General features: G+C 72.3%; 18 protein-coding genes. 12 read left to right on the forward strand and 6 right to left on the reverse strand.

Features of this window, described 5'->3' with window-relative positions; all coding sequences use genetic code 11:
- Positions 1-32 precede the first annotated feature (32 nt).
- Genes ACWEGE_RS01390 through ACWEGE_RS01405 form a run of 4 tightly spaced genes read left to right on the forward strand, consistent with a single transcriptional unit; the run spans position 33 to position 5,393 of the window.
- Positions 33-977, forward strand: a complete 945-nt coding sequence (locus ACWEGE_RS01390; protein WP_449658472.1) for an ATP-binding cassette domain-containing protein — start codon at positions 33-35, stop codon at positions 975-977.
- Positions 974-1,756 carry an ABC transporter permease gene (locus ACWEGE_RS01395; protein ID WP_449658473.1) on the forward strand — a complete coding sequence of 261 codons (783 nt, stop codon included), beginning with the start codon at positions 974-976 and terminating at the stop codon, positions 1,754-1,756. Before ACWEGE_RS01390 ends, ACWEGE_RS01395 begins: the two co-directional genes overlap by 4 nt.
- Before the next feature lie 44 nt (positions 1,757-1,800).
- Positions 1,801-4,308 carry a DEAD/DEAH box helicase gene (locus tag ACWEGE_RS01400; protein WP_449658682.1) on the forward strand — a complete coding sequence of 836 codons (2,508 nt, stop codon included), beginning with the start codon at positions 1,801-1,803 and terminating at the stop codon, positions 4,306-4,308.
- The gene (locus ACWEGE_RS01405) at positions 4,305-5,393 is read left to right on the forward strand and encodes an SWIM zinc finger family protein (RefSeq protein ID WP_449658474.1); all 1,089 of its coding nucleotides are present in this window, start codon (positions 4,305-4,307) and stop codon (positions 5,391-5,393) included. Before ACWEGE_RS01400 ends, ACWEGE_RS01405 begins: the two co-directional genes overlap by 4 nt.
- Positions 5,394-5,736: 343 nt before the next feature.
- On the opposite strand, the gene ACWEGE_RS01410 is transcribed toward ACWEGE_RS01405, so the two are convergent.
- Positions 5,737-6,948, reverse strand: coding sequence for an FAD-dependent monooxygenase (locus ACWEGE_RS01410; RefSeq protein WP_449658475.1), 1,212 nt, complete (start codon positions 6,946-6,948; stop codon positions 5,737-5,739).
- Positions 6,949-7,025: 77 nt separating this feature from the next.
- Between ACWEGE_RS01410 and ACWEGE_RS01415 the strand changes: the two genes are divergently transcribed.
- Positions 7,026-7,559: a TetR/AcrR family transcriptional regulator gene (locus tag ACWEGE_RS01415; RefSeq protein ID WP_449658476.1), complete on the forward strand. Its 534-nt coding sequence runs from the start codon at positions 7,026-7,028 to the stop codon at positions 7,557-7,559.
- A gap of 94 nt (positions 7,560-7,653) precedes the next feature.
- Positions 7,654-8,145 (forward strand): pyridoxamine 5'-phosphate oxidase family protein, encoded by a 492-nt coding sequence (locus ACWEGE_RS01420; protein ID WP_449658477.1) that lies wholly within the window; start codon positions 7,654-7,656, stop codon positions 8,143-8,145.
- Here ACWEGE_RS01420 and ACWEGE_RS01425 read toward each other — a convergent pair.
- The 3 genes from ACWEGE_RS01425 to ACWEGE_RS01435 are packed head-to-tail and all read right to left on the reverse strand — an operon-like array spanning position 8,142 to position 10,842.
- A complete protein-coding gene (locus ACWEGE_RS01425; RefSeq protein WP_449658478.1) occupies positions 8,142-9,764 on the reverse strand; it encodes an acyl-CoA dehydrogenase family protein in 1,623 nt (540 codons plus the stop codon). The two genes, ACWEGE_RS01420 and ACWEGE_RS01425, sit on opposite strands and share 4 nt — an antisense overlap.
- Positions 9,748-10,353: a TetR/AcrR family transcriptional regulator gene (locus tag ACWEGE_RS01430; protein ID WP_449658479.1), complete on the reverse strand. Its 606-nt coding sequence runs from the start codon at positions 10,351-10,353 to the stop codon at positions 9,748-9,750. The genes ACWEGE_RS01425 and ACWEGE_RS01430 overlap by 17 nt, the downstream gene beginning before the upstream one ends.
- A 33-nt stretch (positions 10,354-10,386) precedes the next feature.
- Positions 10,387-10,842 carry an SRPBCC family protein gene (locus ACWEGE_RS01435; RefSeq protein WP_449658480.1) on the reverse strand — a complete coding sequence of 152 codons (456 nt, stop codon included), beginning with the start codon at positions 10,840-10,842 and terminating at the stop codon, positions 10,387-10,389.
- A gap of 22 nt (positions 10,843-10,864) precedes the next feature.
- Between ACWEGE_RS01435 and ACWEGE_RS01440 the strand changes: the two genes are divergently transcribed.
- Positions 10,865-11,479, forward strand: a complete 615-nt coding sequence (locus ACWEGE_RS01440) for a TetR/AcrR family transcriptional regulator (protein ID WP_449658481.1) — start codon at positions 10,865-10,867, stop codon at positions 11,477-11,479.
- Here ACWEGE_RS01440 and ACWEGE_RS01445 read toward each other — a convergent pair whose 3' ends face one another.
- Positions 11,480-12,043 carry a helix-turn-helix domain-containing protein gene (locus ACWEGE_RS01445; protein ID WP_449658482.1) on the reverse strand — a complete coding sequence of 188 codons (564 nt, stop codon included), beginning with the start codon at positions 12,041-12,043 and terminating at the stop codon, positions 11,480-11,482.
- Between the two features lie 43 nt (positions 12,044-12,086).
- Between ACWEGE_RS01445 and ACWEGE_RS01450 the strand changes: the two genes are divergently transcribed.
- The 5 genes from ACWEGE_RS01450 to ACWEGE_RS01470 all read left to right on the forward strand — a co-directional run bounded on the left by ACWEGE_RS01450 (position 12,087) and on the right by ACWEGE_RS01470 (position 15,404).
- A complete protein-coding gene (locus tag ACWEGE_RS01450; RefSeq protein WP_449658483.1) occupies positions 12,087-12,602 on the forward strand; it encodes an N-acetyltransferase family protein in 516 nt (171 codons plus the stop codon).
- 31 nt (positions 12,603-12,633) lie between these two features.
- On the forward strand, positions 12,634-13,080 hold the full coding sequence (locus ACWEGE_RS01455) for an SRPBCC domain-containing protein (RefSeq protein WP_449658484.1): 447 nt from the start codon (positions 12,634-12,636) through the stop codon (positions 13,078-13,080).
- Positions 13,077-13,433 (forward strand): ArsR/SmtB family transcription factor, encoded by a 357-nt coding sequence (locus tag ACWEGE_RS01460; protein ID WP_449658485.1) that lies wholly within the window; start codon positions 13,077-13,079, stop codon positions 13,431-13,433. Before ACWEGE_RS01455 ends, ACWEGE_RS01460 begins: the two co-directional genes overlap by 4 nt.
- A 3-nt stretch (positions 13,434-13,436) precedes the next feature.
- Positions 13,437-13,877: an SRPBCC family protein gene (locus tag ACWEGE_RS01465; RefSeq protein WP_449658486.1), complete on the forward strand. Its 441-nt coding sequence runs from the start codon at positions 13,437-13,439 to the stop codon at positions 13,875-13,877.
- 546 nt (positions 13,878-14,423) lie between these two features.
- Positions 14,424-15,404, forward strand: coding sequence for a tyrosine-type recombinase/integrase (locus ACWEGE_RS01470; RefSeq protein WP_449658487.1), 981 nt, complete (start codon positions 14,424-14,426; stop codon positions 15,402-15,404).
- A 120-nt stretch (positions 15,405-15,524) separates the two neighbouring features.
- On the opposite strand, the gene ACWEGE_RS01475 is transcribed toward ACWEGE_RS01470, so the two are convergent.
- Positions 15,525-15,905: a hypothetical protein gene (locus tag ACWEGE_RS01475; protein WP_449658488.1), complete on the reverse strand. Its 381-nt coding sequence runs from the start codon at positions 15,903-15,905 to the stop codon at positions 15,525-15,527.
- Between the last annotated feature and the right edge of the window lie 59 nt (positions 15,906-15,964).

The raw sequence follows: 15,964 nt of genomic DNA on the forward strand, positions 1-15,964 counted from the left end.
CTTCGTACACCGTACAGAGTTAGAGGGGCAGGATGACTCCGCACATTCACGCCGAGGGACTGCGCAAGCGCTACGGCGACGCGTACGCCCTCGAGGGGTTCGATCTCTCCGTCCCGGCCGGCACCCTGTGCGGCCTGCTGGGACCCAACGGCGCGGGCAAGACCACCGCGGTCCGCGTGCTCTCCACGCTGCTGCGGCACGACGGCGGCGTCGCCCGCGTGGCCGGGTTCGACGTCGCCACCGAGCCGGCGAAAGTGCGCTCGGCGATCGGGCTGGTCGGCCAGCACGCCGCCGTCGACGAAATCCTGTCCGGGCGGCAGAACCTGGTCCTGTTCGGGCGGCTGCACCACCTGGGCCGCGCCGAAGCCGCCCGCCGCGCCGACGACCTGCTCGACCGGTTCGGTCTGGCCGACACCGGGTCGAAGCCGGTGTCGGCCTACTCCGGCGGGATGCGGCGGCGGCTCGACCTGGCCGCCTCGCTGCTGGCGGCCCCGCAGGTGCTGTTCCTGGACGAGCCGACGACCGGGCTGGACCCACGCAGCCGCGCCGAGGTCTGGCGGGCGGTGCGGGCGCTGGTCGCGGACGGTACGACGGTGCTGCTCACGACCCAGTACCTGGAGGAGGCCGACCAGCTGGCCGACCGCATCTCGCTGGTCGAACACGGCCGGGTGATCGCCGAAGGCAGCCCGGCGCAGCTGAAGGGCTCGCTGGGGGCGACCCGGATCGAGCTGGTGCTCACCGACCTCGCCGACTCCGCCGCCCTCGGCGCCGCGGCGGGGCTGCTGGCCCGGGTCACCGGGGCCGAGCCGGTCACCGAAGAGCTGCGGGTGAGCGCGCCGGCCGAGCCGTCGATGCTGACCGACGTCGTGCGTGAGCTGGCGGCGACCGAGCTGGCGTTCGCCGACGTGGCGCTGCGGCAGCCGACGCTGGACGAGGTGTTCCTGCAGCTGACCGGCCGGGCGGAGGTGGCGCGATGAGGTGGGCGGTCGAAGACGGCTGGACGCTGACCCAGCGCTACCTGGCACAGCTGGCGCGGCGCCCGGCCCGGCTGGCCGGGGTCGTGGCGTTCCCGATCCTGATGGTGCTCATCTTCGCCTACCTGCTCGGCGGCGGGATGAGCGTGCCCGGCGGGGGCTCCTACCAGGAGTTCCTGATGCCGGGGATGTTCGCGATGACCATGGCCTTCGGGCTGTCGGGGACGATGGTCGCGGTGCTGGACGACACCGGCAAGGACGTCACCGACCGGTTCCGGTCGCTGCCGATGGCACCGTCGGCGGTGTTCACCGGGCGGGTGGCGGCGGACCTGGTCAACGCCGTGCTCGCGCTGGCGGTGCTCGTCGGCTGCGGGTTCGCCGTCGGCTGGCGCCCGCACGGCAGCCTCGGCGAGACCCTCGCCGCGCTCGGCCTGCTGCTCCTGCTGCGGACCGCGCTGGTGTGGGCCGGGATCTACCTGGGCCTGCTGACCTCGGACCCGTCGATGGTGACGCTGGCGCAAACCCTGGAGTTCCCGTTCGGGTTCCTCTCCAGCGCGTTCGTGGCGACCTCGACGATGCCGGCGTGGCTGGGAACCGTGGCGGAGTGGAACCCGTTGTCTTCGACGGTGACCGCGGCGAGGGTGCTGTTCGGCAACCCGGGCGCGGCCGGCACGTCCTGGGTGGGTGCGCACGCGGTGGCGATGGCGGTGGTCTGGCCGCTGGTGCTGCTGGCGGTGTTCGTGCCGTTGTCGGTGCGCCGGTACGGGAGGCTGGGGAACTGAACGTCTGCTTCGAGCCGGGCGAACCACCGCGGGCGGGCCGCCTGCTGGTCGACGGCCGTGACCTGACCATTGCCGACGGTCTGCCGGAACTGCTGGGCGCCGGCGGGTTCTGGGCGACGGCCGCCCAGGCCGCGCTGCGGCTGGTGGCGGCGGGCCGGCTGCTGCCGGGCGTCACCGCCGCCGGGCACGACGCCTGGCGCGTCGGCCCGCTGGAACCGGCGGAGGCCGCGTGGCTGCGGGACCTCGCGGCCGCGATGCCACCGGACGAGCGCGCGCCGGGACCGCTGCTGCGGGCGTTCCTCGACGCGGTCGCCGACACCTTGCCCCGCACGCCCGCCGCGGCCAAAGCCGCCGGGACGCGGTTGTTCGCCGCCGTCGCGCCGCAGCGCGCGGAAGCCCTGCGCGACTGGGCGGGCGAACTGGCCGCGGGCCTGGACTCGGGGATCCGGGTGTCGCTGCGGATCGAGGCACCCGGCGGGTTCGAGGCCGGCCGCTTCCACGCCGTGGTCCAGGTGCACAGCCTGGCCGATCCGGGGCAGCTCGCCGACGCGGCGGAGCTGTGGGAGACCGGGCGGTTCGGGCCGCGGGCCCGCATCGACGTCCTGCTGGCGCTGCGCCGCGGCGCGCAGGTGTGGCCGGCGCTGGGCCCGCTGCTGACCTCGGCGGTGCCGGCCGAGCTGGAGCTGGGCGAGGACGACGTCACCGAGCTGGTCGCGGCCGCGGGTCCGCAGCTGGCGGCGGCCGGGATCGACGTGCACTGGCCGGCCGAGCTGGCGGGCTCGCTGTCCGCGCGGGCCGTCGTCCGCGCCGGGGACACCCCGGGCGACCTGCCGTCGTTCTTCGGCGGCGGGCACGCACTGGCGTTCGACTGGCAGCTGGCGCTGGGCGGCGAAGTGCTGACCGAGGCGGAACTGGACGCGCTCGCCGAGGCACGCCGTCCGGTGGTGCGGCTGCGCGAGCGGTGGGTGCTGGTCGACCCGGCGCTGGCGGCGAAGGCACGGGAGCGGGCGCTCAAGCCGCTGACGCCGGTCGACGCCTTGGGTGCGGTGCTGTCCGGGACCACCGAAGTCGAGGGCGAAGTGGTCGAGGTCGTCACCGACGGCTGGCTGGCGCGGCTGCGGGAACGGCTGTCCGCGCCGCCGCAACCGCAGGCCCCGCCGGCCGGGCTGGCCGCGGCCCTGCGGGACTACCAGCTGCGGGGGCTGCAGTGGCTGGCCACCGTCACCGGGCTCGGCCTCGGCGGGTGCCTCGCCGACGACATGGGGCTGGGCAAGACGGTCACGCTGATCGCGCTGCACCTGCACCGGGCTTCGGGAGCGACGCTGGTGGTGTGCCCGGCGTCGCTGCTGGGCAACTGGGAACGCGAGATCCGCCGGTTCGCCCCCGGCGTCCCGGTGCGGCGCTTCCACGGCAGCGCCCGCTCCCTCGAGGACGTCGAGGACGCCGCCGGGTTCGTCCTCACGACCTACGGCACGCTGCGCACCGATCCCGCGCCGCTGGCCGCGGTGCGGTGGGGGCTGCTGGTGGCCGACGAGGCCCAGCACGTCAAGAACCACCGCTCGGGCACGGCGAAGGCGCTGCGGCTGGTGCCGGCGGCGGCGCGGGTGGCGTTGACCGGGACGCCGGTGGAGAACACGCTCTCGGAGCTGTGGGCGATCCTCGACTGGACCGCGCCCGGGCTGCTGGGGTCGCCGGCCGAGTTCCGGACGCGGTGGGCGAAGCCGATCGAGGCCGGGGACGCCGCGGCGGCCGAGCGGCTTTCGCGGTTGCTGCGGCCGTTCCTGTTGCGGCGGCGCAAGTCCGATCCGGGGATCGCGCCCGAGCTGCCGTCGAAGACCGAGACCGACCGGCCGGTGGCGCTCACCGCGGACCAGGTGGCGCTGTACGAGGCGGTCGTGCGGGAGATGATGGCCGACATCGCCGCCAGTGACGGGATGGCCCGGCGCGGCCGGATCGTCAAGCTGCTGACCGCGCTCAAGCAGATCTGCAACCACCCGGCGCAGTACCTCAAGGAGCCGGGCGGCCGGTCGGGGAAGGTGGAGCTGCTCGACGAGCTGCTGGACACGATCCTCGCCGCCGGCGGCGCGGTGCTGGTGTTCACCCAGTACGTCGCGATGGCCCGGTTGCTGGAGAAGCACCTGGCCGGGCGCGGGATCGCGACGCAGCTGCTGCACGGCGGCACGCCGGTGCCCCGGCGCGAAGAGCTGGTGGCGCGGTTCCAGAACGGCGAGGTGCCGGTGTTCCTGCTGTCGCTGAAGGCGGCGGGGACGGGGCTCAACCTGACCCGGGCCGATCACGTCGTGCACTTCGACCGCTGGTGGAACCCGGCGGTGGAGGACCAGGCGACCGACCGGGCGTACCGGATCGGCCAGACCCGGCCGGTGCAGGTGCACCGGCTCGTCGCCGAGGGCACGGTGGAGGACCGGATCGCGGCGATGCTGCGGGAGAAGCGGGCCTTGGCCGATGCGGTGCTGGCCGGTGGCGAGGCGGCGTTGACGGAACTGTCGGACACCGAGCTGGCCGAGCTCGTCGAACTGAGGAGCCGCCGATGAGCGACGACCGGGTACGCGGCTTCCCCGCGTTCGGCGCGGGCGGGCACCTGGCCCGTTCGTGGTGGGGCCGGGCGTGGGTGCGCGCGATGGAGGACACCGCGCTGGACCTGCGTCAGCTGAAGCAGGGCCGCAAGTATGCCGCGGCCGGCCTGGTCGGCCCGATCACGATCAGCCCGGGCCGGATCGCGGCGACGGTCGAGGACGCCGACGGCGGGCCGTACCGCACCCGGCTGCGGCTGGCGGAACTGCCGGAGGCGGACTGGACGCGGCTGCTGGACCGGGTCGCCGCCCGCGCCGGGCACCTGGCGGCCCTGCTGGACCGCGACCTGCCGCCCGAGCTGACCGAAGTGGCCGGCGTCGAGCTGCTGCCCGGCATCGGCGACCTCGACCCCGAATGCGACTGCCCCGGGTGGGAGCTGCCGTGCCGGCACGCGGCGGCGTTGTCGTTCCAGACGTCGTGGCTGCTGGACGCGGACCCGTTCCTGTTGCTGCTGATGCGCGGCAAGGGCGAGCGGGAGATCCGGGACGAGCTGGAGAGCCGCACTGCACCGGCGCCCGACGCGGAGCCGGCGGCGGACCGGGTCCCGGGCGAGCTGCCCGACCTGGCGGAGTTCGGCCCGTCGGGAGCCCCGTCGATCCCGGCGGCGCCGGGCGTGCCGGCCGAGGCGTTCGCGCTGCTGACGGCCAACGCGGCCGGCCGGGCACAGGCACTGCTGGCGGGACGAACGCTCACCGGCCGACGGCACGACGCGGTGCGTCTGGCCGCGGAGTTCCCCGAGGCGGCCGGGCGGCTGGGTTCGGGGCCGGGCTTCGCGCGGGCGGTCGCGGCGTGGCGGTTCGGCGGGCCGGACGGGCTGGAAGTGCTCCGGACACCGTGGTCTCCGCCGAAAGCGGTGATGGCGGCGGCACGAGCGGCGCTGGCGGAGGTCGAGGGGGAGCCGGTGTTCGAGCGGAACCACTGCACGGTGGGTGAGGTGCAGCTGCGGCTGGACCGCCGGGGCCGGTGGCACCCGTACCGGCGCGAAGGGGAGGAGTGGTGGCCCGCGGGAGCGCCGGAAAGCGACCCGGGGTTGCTGGTGGGCTGAGCGCTTGGGCAGCGGTCGCTGCTGAGCCGAGCCGGTTGCTTGCGCCGACCGGAATCGGCGGTGCTCCGCTGGGTGCATCGGCCGGGCGATCCGCGTTCGCCGGTGAGCGGAACCGGCTCCGGGCACCCGGTGAGCGGGTGCCGCCGTACCGGGTGGAAATCCGCCAGTTTTCCCGGTATCCAGCGCGGTACTCGTTGTCTCCTGTCCCTCGACGGCGGGTTCCGCCGGGCCACTGGGGGTGCGGGCGCGCGGGCTCTCCCGCGCGCCCGCCCGGTTTCCGCCGGTGACCTCCCACCCGCTGTCGAAGCTGGAGGGGGCTGCCACGAACGGGTCCCCTCCAGCGTCAAGCCCTCGTCTTCACCGCGTAGTCCTTGACCCGCATCGAGTCGTGCATGCGCACGCCGCCGGTGTTGAGCTTGGCGAGTGACCGCGTCAGGCCGGCCGGCAGCGCCGAGACCAGCTGCCCACCGCGGGCCAGCGCCCACACCCCGGCCCGTGAAGCCGGGATCAGGCTGCGCGCCGCACCCACGGCGAAGGCGCGGCTGCGGCGCACCAGCTCACGCATCTCCCGCTCGTAGGCGGCGAAGGCGCGCTCGTGGTCTCCGCCGGCCACGGCCAGTTCTCCGGCCAAGACGTACGCGCCGAGCACCGCGAGGCTCGTGCTGCCGCCGACGGCCGGGCCGGGGCAGTAGCCGGCGTCGCCGACGAGCGTCACCCTTCCGCGGGACCAGGTGTCCAGCCGGAGCTGGGTGATCGAGTCGAAGTAGAACGGGCCCGGCCCGTCGAGCCCGGCCAGCCAGCCGTCGACCTGCGGGTGCATGCCCGAGAACGCTGCCCGGAGCAGCTGCTGCTGCCGGGGGACGTCCCGGTGGTGGTAGTCGAGCGGCTCGTCGCGGCGGAACAGGAACACCGCGCGCGCGTCGGTCAGGTGCGCGGCGCTGTAGATCGAGGCGGAGCGGCCGGGACCGACGTGCGTGATGGCTTCGCCGTCGAGGCCGAAGGTCTCCGGCAGGGACAGCACGGCCAGGTACGCGCCGATGAACGTCGTCAGCCCGGCTTCTTCCCCGAACACCAGGCGCCGGACGTTCGAGTGCAGCCCGTCGGCGCCGACGACGACGTCGAAGCGGCGCGCCGGCGCGTGCTCGAAGGTGACGTCGCCGTCGGGGGAGATGGCGGTGATCGAGTCGCCGAAGAGGTACTCGACGTCGTCGCGGCCGGCGTCGTAGTAGATCTCGCTGAGGTCGTCGCGCATCACCTCGACGTGCCGGTCGGACGCTGCCTGGAAGACTTTCGCCAGGTCGACCTGGATGGGCCGGGCGCTGCCTTCGCGGTGCACCGTCATCCGGTTCGTGCCGGTGGCGACGGCCCGCACGCGCGGGAGGACGCCCATCTTCTCGGTGATGTCCATGGCCGGCCGGAAGAGGTCGACGGCGTGGCCGCCGGTTTTGCGCAGCGCGGGCGCGCGCTCGACCACGGTGACGTCGAAGCCGTGCCGGGTGAGCCAGTACGCCAGCACCGGTCCGGCGATGCTGGCGCCGGAGACGAGGATCCGCATGAGTACCTCCCTGACTTAACGGTAGGTAAGTTGTACCACAGTTCCTTACCTATCGTTAAGTCAGTTATGCTGGGGCGGTGCCGAAGCCCTCCGACACCAAGCAGCGCATCCTCGACGTCGCCCGCGACCTGTTCACCAGCCAAGGCGTCCAGCGCACCAGCCTGCAGGACATCGCCGACCGGCTCGGCATCACCAAACCGGCGCTCTACTACCACTTCCCGTCCCGCGAAGACCTGGTCCGCAGCATCGTCCAGCCGCTGCTCGACGACGGCGAGAAGTTCCTCCTCGACCAGGAAGCCCGCGGCAACGCGCCGGTGCGCGAGCTGATCGAAGGCTTCTTCGACTTCAACCACCGCCACCGCGCCGACGTCGTCATGCTGCTGGCCGAGATGCCCACCCTGGCCGACCTCGGGCTCATCGACCGCGTCCTGGGCTGGCGGACCCGGCTCACCGAGCTGATCTGCGGCCCGGAACCGACGCTCGAACAGCAGGCCAGGGCCATCCTGGCCCTCGGCGGCCTGCAGGACGTCTGCATGCAGTTCCCCGACGTCCCGGTCGCCGAACTCAGGGCCGCCGCGGTCGCCGGCGCCCTCGGCGCCCTCGGCCGCTGAAAAATCTTCCCCGGCGCGTGTCGAGAACGCACCGGCGGCTCCGTCCCCGGGACAACAGCGGCCACGAAGGCCGCGACCGGAGAAGGAGACGACCATGCAGCAGGACGAAATCGCCCAGGTGCTCGCCAAGCCGCACAGCCGCGACCTGCTGGCCCGCGACATCGCCCGGCTGGCCTACGTCGCGCAGGACGGCACCCCGCGCACCATCCCGATCGCCTTCACCTGGAACGGCACCGAGATCGTCATGTGCACCACCAAGAACGCCCCGAAGCTGGCGTCCCTGCGCGCCAACCCGGCGGTCGCGCTGACCATCGACACCGAGGTGCACCCGCCCAAGATCCTCCTCCTCCGCGGCCGCGCGGACCTGGACGTCGTCGACGGCATCCCCGAGGAGTACCTGCAGATGAACGGCACCTACGAGATGACCCCCGAGCAGCGCGCCGAATGGGAACGCGAGGTGCGCTCGCTCTACGACGGCATGGTCCGGATCGTGGTCACCCCGACCTGGGCGAAGCTGATCGACTTCGAGGAGACCCTGCCCAGCGCGGTCGAGGAACTGGCCAAGCAGCGGGCCGAACGCGGTTAGCGGACCGCCGCGCGCTCGATGATCGCTCCCGTGTCGACGCCGGCCGGGAGCGTGCCGAACGCGATGCCCCAGTCGCCGCCGAAGCGCGACGCGCAGAACGCGTCCGCCACCGCGGGGTGGCCGTGGCGCACCAGCAGCGAGCCCTGCAGCACCAGCGCCATCGCCTCGACCAGCCGCCGCGCCCGGTACTCGATGCCGTCCAGATCGGTCAGTTCCTTGCGGACGCGGTCCACGGCGTCGTCGAGCCGGGCGTCACCGCCGGCGGCCTGCTCGACCTCGGCGAAGAACGCCGCCACCGACTCCGGCTGCCGGCCCATCGCGCGCAACGCGTCCAGCGCCGCGACGTTGCCCGAGCCCTCCCAGATCGACGACAGCGGCGCCTCCCGGTAGAGCCGCGGCATCCCCGACTCCTCGACGTACCCGTTGCCGCCGAAGCATTCCAGTGCCTCGGCGGCGTGCACCGGCGCCCGCTTGCACACCCAGTACTTCGACACCGCCAGCCCCAGCCGCCGGAACGCCTGCTCCTGCGCGTCCTCCCGCCGGTCGCCTGCCGCGGCCAGCCGCATCGCCACCGTCGTCGCCGCCTCCGACTCGACCACCAGGTCGGCCAGCACGTTCGCCATCAGCGGCTGGTCCACCAGCGCCTTGCCGAACGCACGCCGGTGCGTGGCGTGGTGCACCGCGCGGACCGCACCCAGCCGCATCCCGGACGCGCTGCCCAGCGTGCAGTCCAGCCGGGTGTTGTTGACCATCTCGATGATCGTGCGGACCCCGCGGCCCTCCTCGCCGACCAGCCAGCCGACCGCGTGGTCGTACTCGATCTCCGACGACGCGTTCGACCGGTTGCCGAGCTTGTCCTTCAGCCGCTGCAGCAGGATCCGGTTGCGCGAGCCGTCCGGCAGCACGCGGGGGAGCAGGAAGCACGACAGCCCGCCCGGTGCCTGCGCCAGCGTCAGGAACAGGTCGCACATCGGCGCCGAGGTGAACCACTTGTGCCCGACCAGGGTGTAGCTGCCGTCGGCGGCCGGGGTCGCGGTCGTGGTGTTCGCCCGGACGTCCGAGCCGCCCTGCTTTTCGGTCATCGACATGCCCGCGAGCAGGCCACGCTTGGTGCCGGGCTCGCGCAGCCCGAAGTCGTACTCGGTGGCCGCCAGCAGCGGCTCGTACCGCGCCGCCAGCTCCGGGTTCGCGCGCAACGCCGGGATCGCCGCGTAGGTCATCGAAATCGGGCAGCTGTGCCCGGCCTCGACCTGCCCCCAGACGTAGAACTTCGCCGCCCGCGCCGCGTGCGCGCCCTCGCGCGGGTCCCGCCACGGCGTGCCGTGCAGGCCGTGGCTCGTCGCGACCCGCATCAGCTCGTGCCAGTACGGGTGGAACTCGACCTCGTCGACCCGGTGGCCGTACCGGTCGTGCGTGCGCAGCACCGGCTCGTTCTCGTTGACCAGCCGGCCCCACTCCTGGGCCTGTTCGGTCCCGGCCAGCCGGCCCAGTTCGTGGAGCTCGCCCGCCGCCCAGCCCGCGCCGGCGCGCTCGAGCCCGGCCAGCAGCGCCGGGTCGTCGGCGACGTCGTGGCCGGCCAGCGGCGGGACCTGGTTGGTGACCTCATGCGTGGCGGGCATCGGAACCTCCTAGAGCGCGAAGGATGAATGTGCGGAGTTCGGCGACGTCACCGGCGTTTCCGCTGGTCAACGGCCCGATCAGGACTTCGGCGGCGGCGCCGACCAGCGCGGCGGCCGTCAGCCTGCCGTCCTGGGGCGGCAGCGAGCCGTCCCGGACCCCGGCGGCGACGTGCTCGGCGATCACCTCGGTGTAGGCCCGCCGGAACTCCAGCCGCTCGGCGTCGATGAGCGCGTCGACCGGCTCGGCGAGCAGGGCATACGCCTGCTTCGGCGCCTTGAGCGCCCGCTGGGCGAAGGTGTCGACCGCGGCCAGGACCCGCTCGGCCGGCGCACCCGCCGTCGCCGACGCCGTCCGGACCGCTTCGACCTCCCGCGTCACGACCTGCCGGAACACGTGCACGACCAGGTCGGCCTTGGTGGGGAAGTGCCGGTAGACGCTGCCGACGGCGACCCCGGCCCGCTCGGCCACCGCGGCGACGGAGCACCCGCTGTAGCCGTGTTCGGCCAGCCGCCGGGTCGCCGCGGCGACGATCGTCTCGCGCTGGGCGTCGAGACGTTCCTGCACTTTGGGGGTGCGGCGGTAGGGCACGTCAAGAAGTGAAGCACTGATTCATTGCTTCAGTCAACGCTCGAGCAGCCGCTTCGCACCCCGCACCTCGGCCTCGACGTCCGCCCGCAGCCGTCGTCGCAGAACCGGCTCGACCAGCCAGCGCAGGGGAGCGGCGAACCCGAACGCGATCCGCCGCCGCACCCGGATCCCTCCGCCGGCGGGGACGCACTCGAAGTGCGCCTCGAACGTCGAGACCCGACGCGCGAGGCGGTTCTCCGGCACGTCGGGCAGCCGGACGTCGACCCGTCGTCCCGGGGTCAGCGTCATCCGGGACACGACCTTCGGCCCCGGACCGAGCCCGGGCAGCGCCGAACGGAACCGGAACTCGGTCACGTCGCCGTCGCGGTGCACCCAGTCGATCCGGCCCAGCTTCCGGTCGACCTCGGCGTACCGCCGCGGGTCCATGACCAGCGCCAGGAAGGCTTCGGGCGGGCACGACACGCTCTCTTCCACGATCACCTCGACCATAGAAAGAGAGTAGTTTCTCACTATGGCTCGAACAACCCCGGGCGTCACCCGCCGCCGCATCCTCGACGAAGCCGTCCACCTCTTCGCCACCCGCGGCTACGACGCCACCTCCGTCGCCGACATCCAGGCCGCCTGCGGCCTCCACCCCGGCAGCGGCGCTCTCTACAAGCACTTCCCGTCCAAAGCCGCCCTCCTCGAAGCCGCCGTCCACGACAACCTCGAGCGCCTGGCCGCCCGCACGGCCTCCACTGCCGGCGGCCAGCTGCCGGACGACCCCCGTGAAGCCCTGCGCCTGCTCGCCGACGTCGTCTGGGCCTTCATGGCCGCCGACCGCGACCTCATCCGCCTGATGATCCGCGAATTCACCGGCTTCCCGGAGCTCTTCGAGCAGATGTGGCAGGGCGTGGTCGCCACCGTCTACCGACGCGGGACCGAGTGGATCACCGCCCTGCGAGACCAGGGGAGAGCCGACGTGAGCGACCCCGAGGCCACCGCCGCCGTGCTCGTCGCGGCCCTGACCTACTACCCGATCCTCGACGTCCTCATCGGACACACGCCCGGCGACCTCGCTCCGGACCGCTTCCTCGCCGCCTGGCTCGACTCCTCCGTCGCCGCCCTGCGGCTCACCTCCCGCTGATCACGCCGGGCGCTTCACCAGCGCCACCAGGTACCGGCACGGCACCGCCCCCGGATTCGCGAACACGCAGTCCGCCGCCGGCCCCAGCTGCAGGCAGTCGCCGGCCTCCAGTTCGTGCACCTGCGCGCCCTCGTGGAACCGCAGGTGCCCCGCCAGCACCCAGATCTGCTGGTGCAGGAACGCATACGTCCCCGACGTCAACGGCACCTCCACCCCGGGCGGCAGCTCCACCTCCACCAGCTCCAGCGGCCGCCCGGCCGCGGGGGAGACCGACCGCCGCCGGTACCCGGTGTCCGGATCCACCCACACCGGCTGCTCCGCCGCCCGCACCAACCGGCGCTCGTCGCCCTCGGCCCGCGCGATCAGCTCCGAGAGCGTCAGCCCCAGTGCCGCCGACAGCTTCGCCAGCAACGCCGCCGTCGGCTGCACGTCACCCCGCTCGATCTTGCCGATCATCGCCCGCGACACCCCTGACCGGTCGGCGAGCGCAGCGGCCGAGAGACCCCGTGAGGCCCGGGCGGCGGACACCGTGGCGGCAAGGCGGGCAGTCAGGGGATCGCTCATAACTGTGGATACTATACGAGCCATTCTGGCTACCATATGAGCCATGATTCGAGCCGCCACCACCCAGGACGCCGCCGCCTGCGCCGCCCTCTACGCCCCCTACGTCACCGACACCGCCGTTTCCTTCGAAACCGAACCACCTGACGCCACCGAAATGGCCCGCCGCATCGGCCACGCCCACGCCTGGTTCGTCCTCGAAGACCAGGACCGGATCGCCGGATACGCCTACGCCACCCGCTTCGCCGAACGCGCCGCCTACCGCTGGTCCTGCGAAACGAGCATCTACCTCGAACAAGGCCGCCGCCGCACCGGCGCCGGCCGCGCCCTCTACGAGGCACTGTTCGAGCGGCTGCGCGAGCGGGGGTTCTGCCGCGCCTTCGCCGGCATGACCCTGCCGAACGACGCCAGCGCGGGACTCCACCGAGCCCTCGGCTTCGAACCCGCCGGCGTCTACCGCCGGGTCGGCTGGAAACACGGCGCCTGGCGCGACGTCGCCTGGGTCCAGAAGGACCTTCGCGCAACTGAAGGTTGCACATCCGCACCCGGCGAGCTAACGTGACACGCAACCAAACGTTGCACAAGGAGCCCCCGTGGAACACGGCACACTCGAACGCGAAATCCACATCGACGCCAGCCCCGAAGTCGTCTTCGACGTCGTGAGCAACCCCCAGCACCTCCGCGAATGGTGGCCCGACGACGCCCAATACCCCGCCGAACCCGGGGGAGCGGGACACATCAGCTTCGGCGACTCCCGAGTCGGCTTCACCGTCGTCGACGCCATCCCGCACAAGCTGTTCTCCTTCCGGTGGACCCACGCCGAAGGGGAGACCGCCACCCCCGGCAACTCCTTCCTCGTCGTCTTCGAACTCGACCCCACCGCCACCGGCACCCGCCTCCGCATGACCGAAACCGGCTTCCGCGAACAAGGCTGGGACGAAGCCAAGATCGCCGCCGAATACGCCGACCACGTCAGCGGCTGGGACCACTTCCTGCCCCGCCTGACCACCTACGCCCCCAAGGTGGGAGCCGCCCGGTGACCACCACCGTGGACGACGACCTCTGGTCCGCCATCGGCGACCCCACCCGCCGCCGGATGCTCGACCTCCTGCTGAACGAGGGGAGCGGCACCGCGACCAGCCTCAGCGAACACCTCCCGGTCACCCGCCAAGCCGTCGCCAAACACCTCGCCGTCCTCGACCGCGCCGGACTCGTCCACGCCCGCAACGCCGGCCGCGAAAGGCACTTCCGCGTCGACGAAGCCCAGCTCGCCCGGGCCGTCGCTCAGCTCAACGAAGTCGGCAACGCCTGGGACGCGAGGCTCCGCCGGATCAAGCACATCGCCGAAACCATTCAAAAGAACACCGAGAAGAACACCGAAAGGAACCGGTAGAAGATGGACATCCTGCACCGCATCGGCGTCCAGGACACCAGCCCGGACAAGACCTACCGAGCCATCACCACCCTCGACGGCCTCTCGAACTGGTGGACCGAGAAGACCGAGGGGGACACCGAACCCGGCGGCATCATCGCCTTCCGCTTCATCCCGGGCGGCTTCGACATGAAGGTCCTCGAACTCGACCCGGGCCGGCTCGTCCGCTGGGAAGTCGTCGACGGCCCGCCGGAGTGGATCGGCACGACGATCCGCTGGGAACTCGAGCAGCGCGCCGACCACACGATCGTCCTGTTCAAGCACGAAGGCTGGCGCGAGGCAGGTGAGTTCATGCACCACTGCAGTACCAAGTGGGCGATCTACCTGATGAGCCTCAAGCAGCTCGTCGAGACCGGGGAAGGTGCCCCGAGCCCGCGGGACGTGGCGATCAGTGACTGGCACTGACGTTACTTGACATAATGTACATTATCGGCACTTGGTGACCTGCTGGGCGGACGACCCGGGAGGGGTGCCGAACCCGGGGTCGGACCGTGTTCGGTCGGCGAGAGTGTTCGCTTCGCCAGGACGGCTCCTGTGAGGGTTTTGAGGGCACCCGGTGAAGCTGCCGGCCCGATTCGACCCATCCGAGGCCTTGAGAGGATCCCCTGAGGGGCTTGAGTCCAGGGTCCAGTCACTCGACCTCAAAACGTCACGGTGACGAAATTGACCGAGGCTGTCCGAGGTTGAACGTGTATGCGTGGCGCGGTCGGCGACACTCGATCCGTCGCTACGGGCTCCCGTGGCCGGCCTGATTCCCGCCGAGCCGGTGTCGAACATGTGTGCGCATGTCCCCGTGTTCGCGATCCGAGGGCGCCGACGGCCTCAGATCGGCCTCCGGAGAGTTCCGTGTCCCCCAAGGGGAAGATCCTGGGTCATCCCGGCATTTCATGCATAATTGCCATTATGCATGAAATGCCGGGATCGGGCCCGGCCGCGGAAACTGTCGGTGGTGTGCGGTACAAGATCCACATGAAGGTTTCCGAGGCCCAGCAAGCCTTCTTCGCCGCCCGCCGTCCCCGCAAGGACTCTCCGCACACCACCGACGCCTACCGCCGGGACCTCGCCGGCATCACCACTCTCCTGGTTTCGGAGCTCGGCCGTCCGGCCGAGGAGCTCGAGGTGGCCGACCTGACCGGCCCGGCGCTGCGGTCGGCGTTCGGCGCGTTCGCGGACGGGCACGCGAAGAGCTCGGTGCTGCGGGCTTGGTCGACGTGGAACCAGTTCCTGACGTTCTGCGTGGCGGACGGGCTGCTGGCGGGCAATCCGATGGGTGCGGTGGCGCGGCCGCGGACGCCGGCGTTGACGCCGAAGCCGTTGCGGGGCGAGGAGACCCCGGAACAGCTGCTTTCGGCAGCTGCTGCCGGATCGCGGCGCGCGCGGGATCCGTGGCCGGAGCGGGACGTGCTGGTGATCGCGCTGGGTTTGGTGGCGGGGTTGCGAGCGGCGGAGATGCGGGCGTTGACGTCGCGGTCGCTGGTGGGGCGCGCGGGTGAGCTGCGGTTGCACGTGAAGGGGAAGGGCAGCCGGGACCGGTCGATCCCGGTGCAGCCGGTGCTGGCGGAGCTGATCGAGCGGTACCGGGAGTCGTGCCGGGTGCGGTTCCCGAACGCGCGGTTCTCCCCCGGTTCGCCGTTGCTGCTGGATCGGGCGGGTGAGCCGATCGGGCGGGGTGCGCTGGAGTACCTGGTGAAGTCGTGTTACCGGGGTGCGGGGTTGCACGACCGGGTGCCGGTGGGGGCGAATCTGCACGCGTTGCGGCACACGTTCGCGACGCGGTTGGCGGAGGACGGGGCGACGGCGTCGGAGATCATGGCGTTGCTGGGGCACGCGAGTTTGGCGACGAGCCAGAACTACATCGAGGCGACGGGTCGCGAGCAGCGTGCGGCGGCGGCGAGCAACCGGACGTACCGGGCCCTGGATGGTTTGGGCTGAGGTTCCGGAACGGACGACACGCGTACCTGGACGGACGACACGCGTGTCTGGATGGACGACACGACGCCCGGCGGTGGTCTGATCGTGTCGTCCGGTGGGGTGCGCGTGTCGTCCGGTGGGTCAGCGGAGTTGTTCGAGGTCTTTGGCCGCTCGGGCGATTTCTTCGGCGAGGGTGCGGAGTTCGCGGGGGTCGGCGCCGTCGTCGGCGGCGGTGACGATGTCCTCGGCGGCGCAGCGGAGCTGGAAGAGGCGGTCCTGGAGGGCGGCGATTTCGGTGTCGGAGAGCACCACCGCGTCTTCGGGGAGGCCGCTGCGCTGGAGGGCGGTGCGGCGTTCGTAGGCGCGCTGGCGGCAGGACTGTCCGCAGTAGCGCCGTCGGCGGCCGACGTTGCCGCCTTCGGGGAGGCGTCGTCCGCACCAGCCGCAGTGCTTGGGGGCGCCTCGGCGGGCCGGGGCGAGTTCGATCGTGGTCGGCTGGGTCAGTTCGGCGGCTTCCCTCACCCGGGAGACCCTAGCTGGCCACCGTTTGCTCATGCCGGGGTCATGGCGGAAGTGCACAC

It is taken from the genome of Amycolatopsis sp. NPDC004747, from assembly GCF_053601335.1.

Coding starts and splice junctions, on each gene's coding strand:
- ACWEGE_RS01425 (WP_449658478.1), bottom strand. CDS start 9,764: ATGCCCGCCACGCATGAGGTCACCAACCAGGTCCCGCCGCTGGCCGGC.
- ACWEGE_RS01395 (WP_449658473.1), top strand. CDS start 974: ATGAGGTGGGCGGTCGAAGACGGCTGGACGCTGACCCAGCGCTACCTG.
- ACWEGE_RS01445 (WP_449658482.1), bottom strand. CDS start 12,043: ATGAGCGATCCCCTGACTGCCCGCCTTGCCGCCACGGTGTCCGCCGCC.
- ACWEGE_RS01435 (WP_449658480.1), bottom strand. CDS start 10,842: ATGGTCGAGGTGATCGTGGAAGAGAGCGTGTCGTGCCCGCCCGAAGCC.
- ACWEGE_RS01410 (WP_449658475.1), bottom strand. CDS start 6,948: ATGCGGATCCTCGTCTCCGGCGCCAGCATCGCCGGACCGGTGCTGGCG.
- ACWEGE_RS01450 (WP_449658483.1), top strand. CDS start 12,087: ATGATTCGAGCCGCCACCACCCAGGACGCCGCCGCCTGCGCCGCCCTC.
- ACWEGE_RS01420 (WP_449658477.1), top strand. CDS start 7,654: ATGCAGCAGGACGAAATCGCCCAGGTGCTCGCCAAGCCGCACAGCCGC.
- ACWEGE_RS01440 (WP_449658481.1), top strand. CDS start 10,865: ATGGCTCGAACAACCCCGGGCGTCACCCGCCGCCGCATCCTCGACGAA.
- ACWEGE_RS01465 (WP_449658486.1), top strand. CDS start 13,437: ATGGACATCCTGCACCGCATCGGCGTCCAGGACACCAGCCCGGACAAG.
- ACWEGE_RS01405 (WP_449658474.1), top strand. CDS start 4,305: ATGAGCGACGACCGGGTACGCGGCTTCCCCGCGTTCGGCGCGGGCGGG.
- ACWEGE_RS01390 (WP_449658472.1), top strand. CDS start 33: ATGACTCCGCACATTCACGCCGAGGGACTGCGCAAGCGCTACGGCGAC.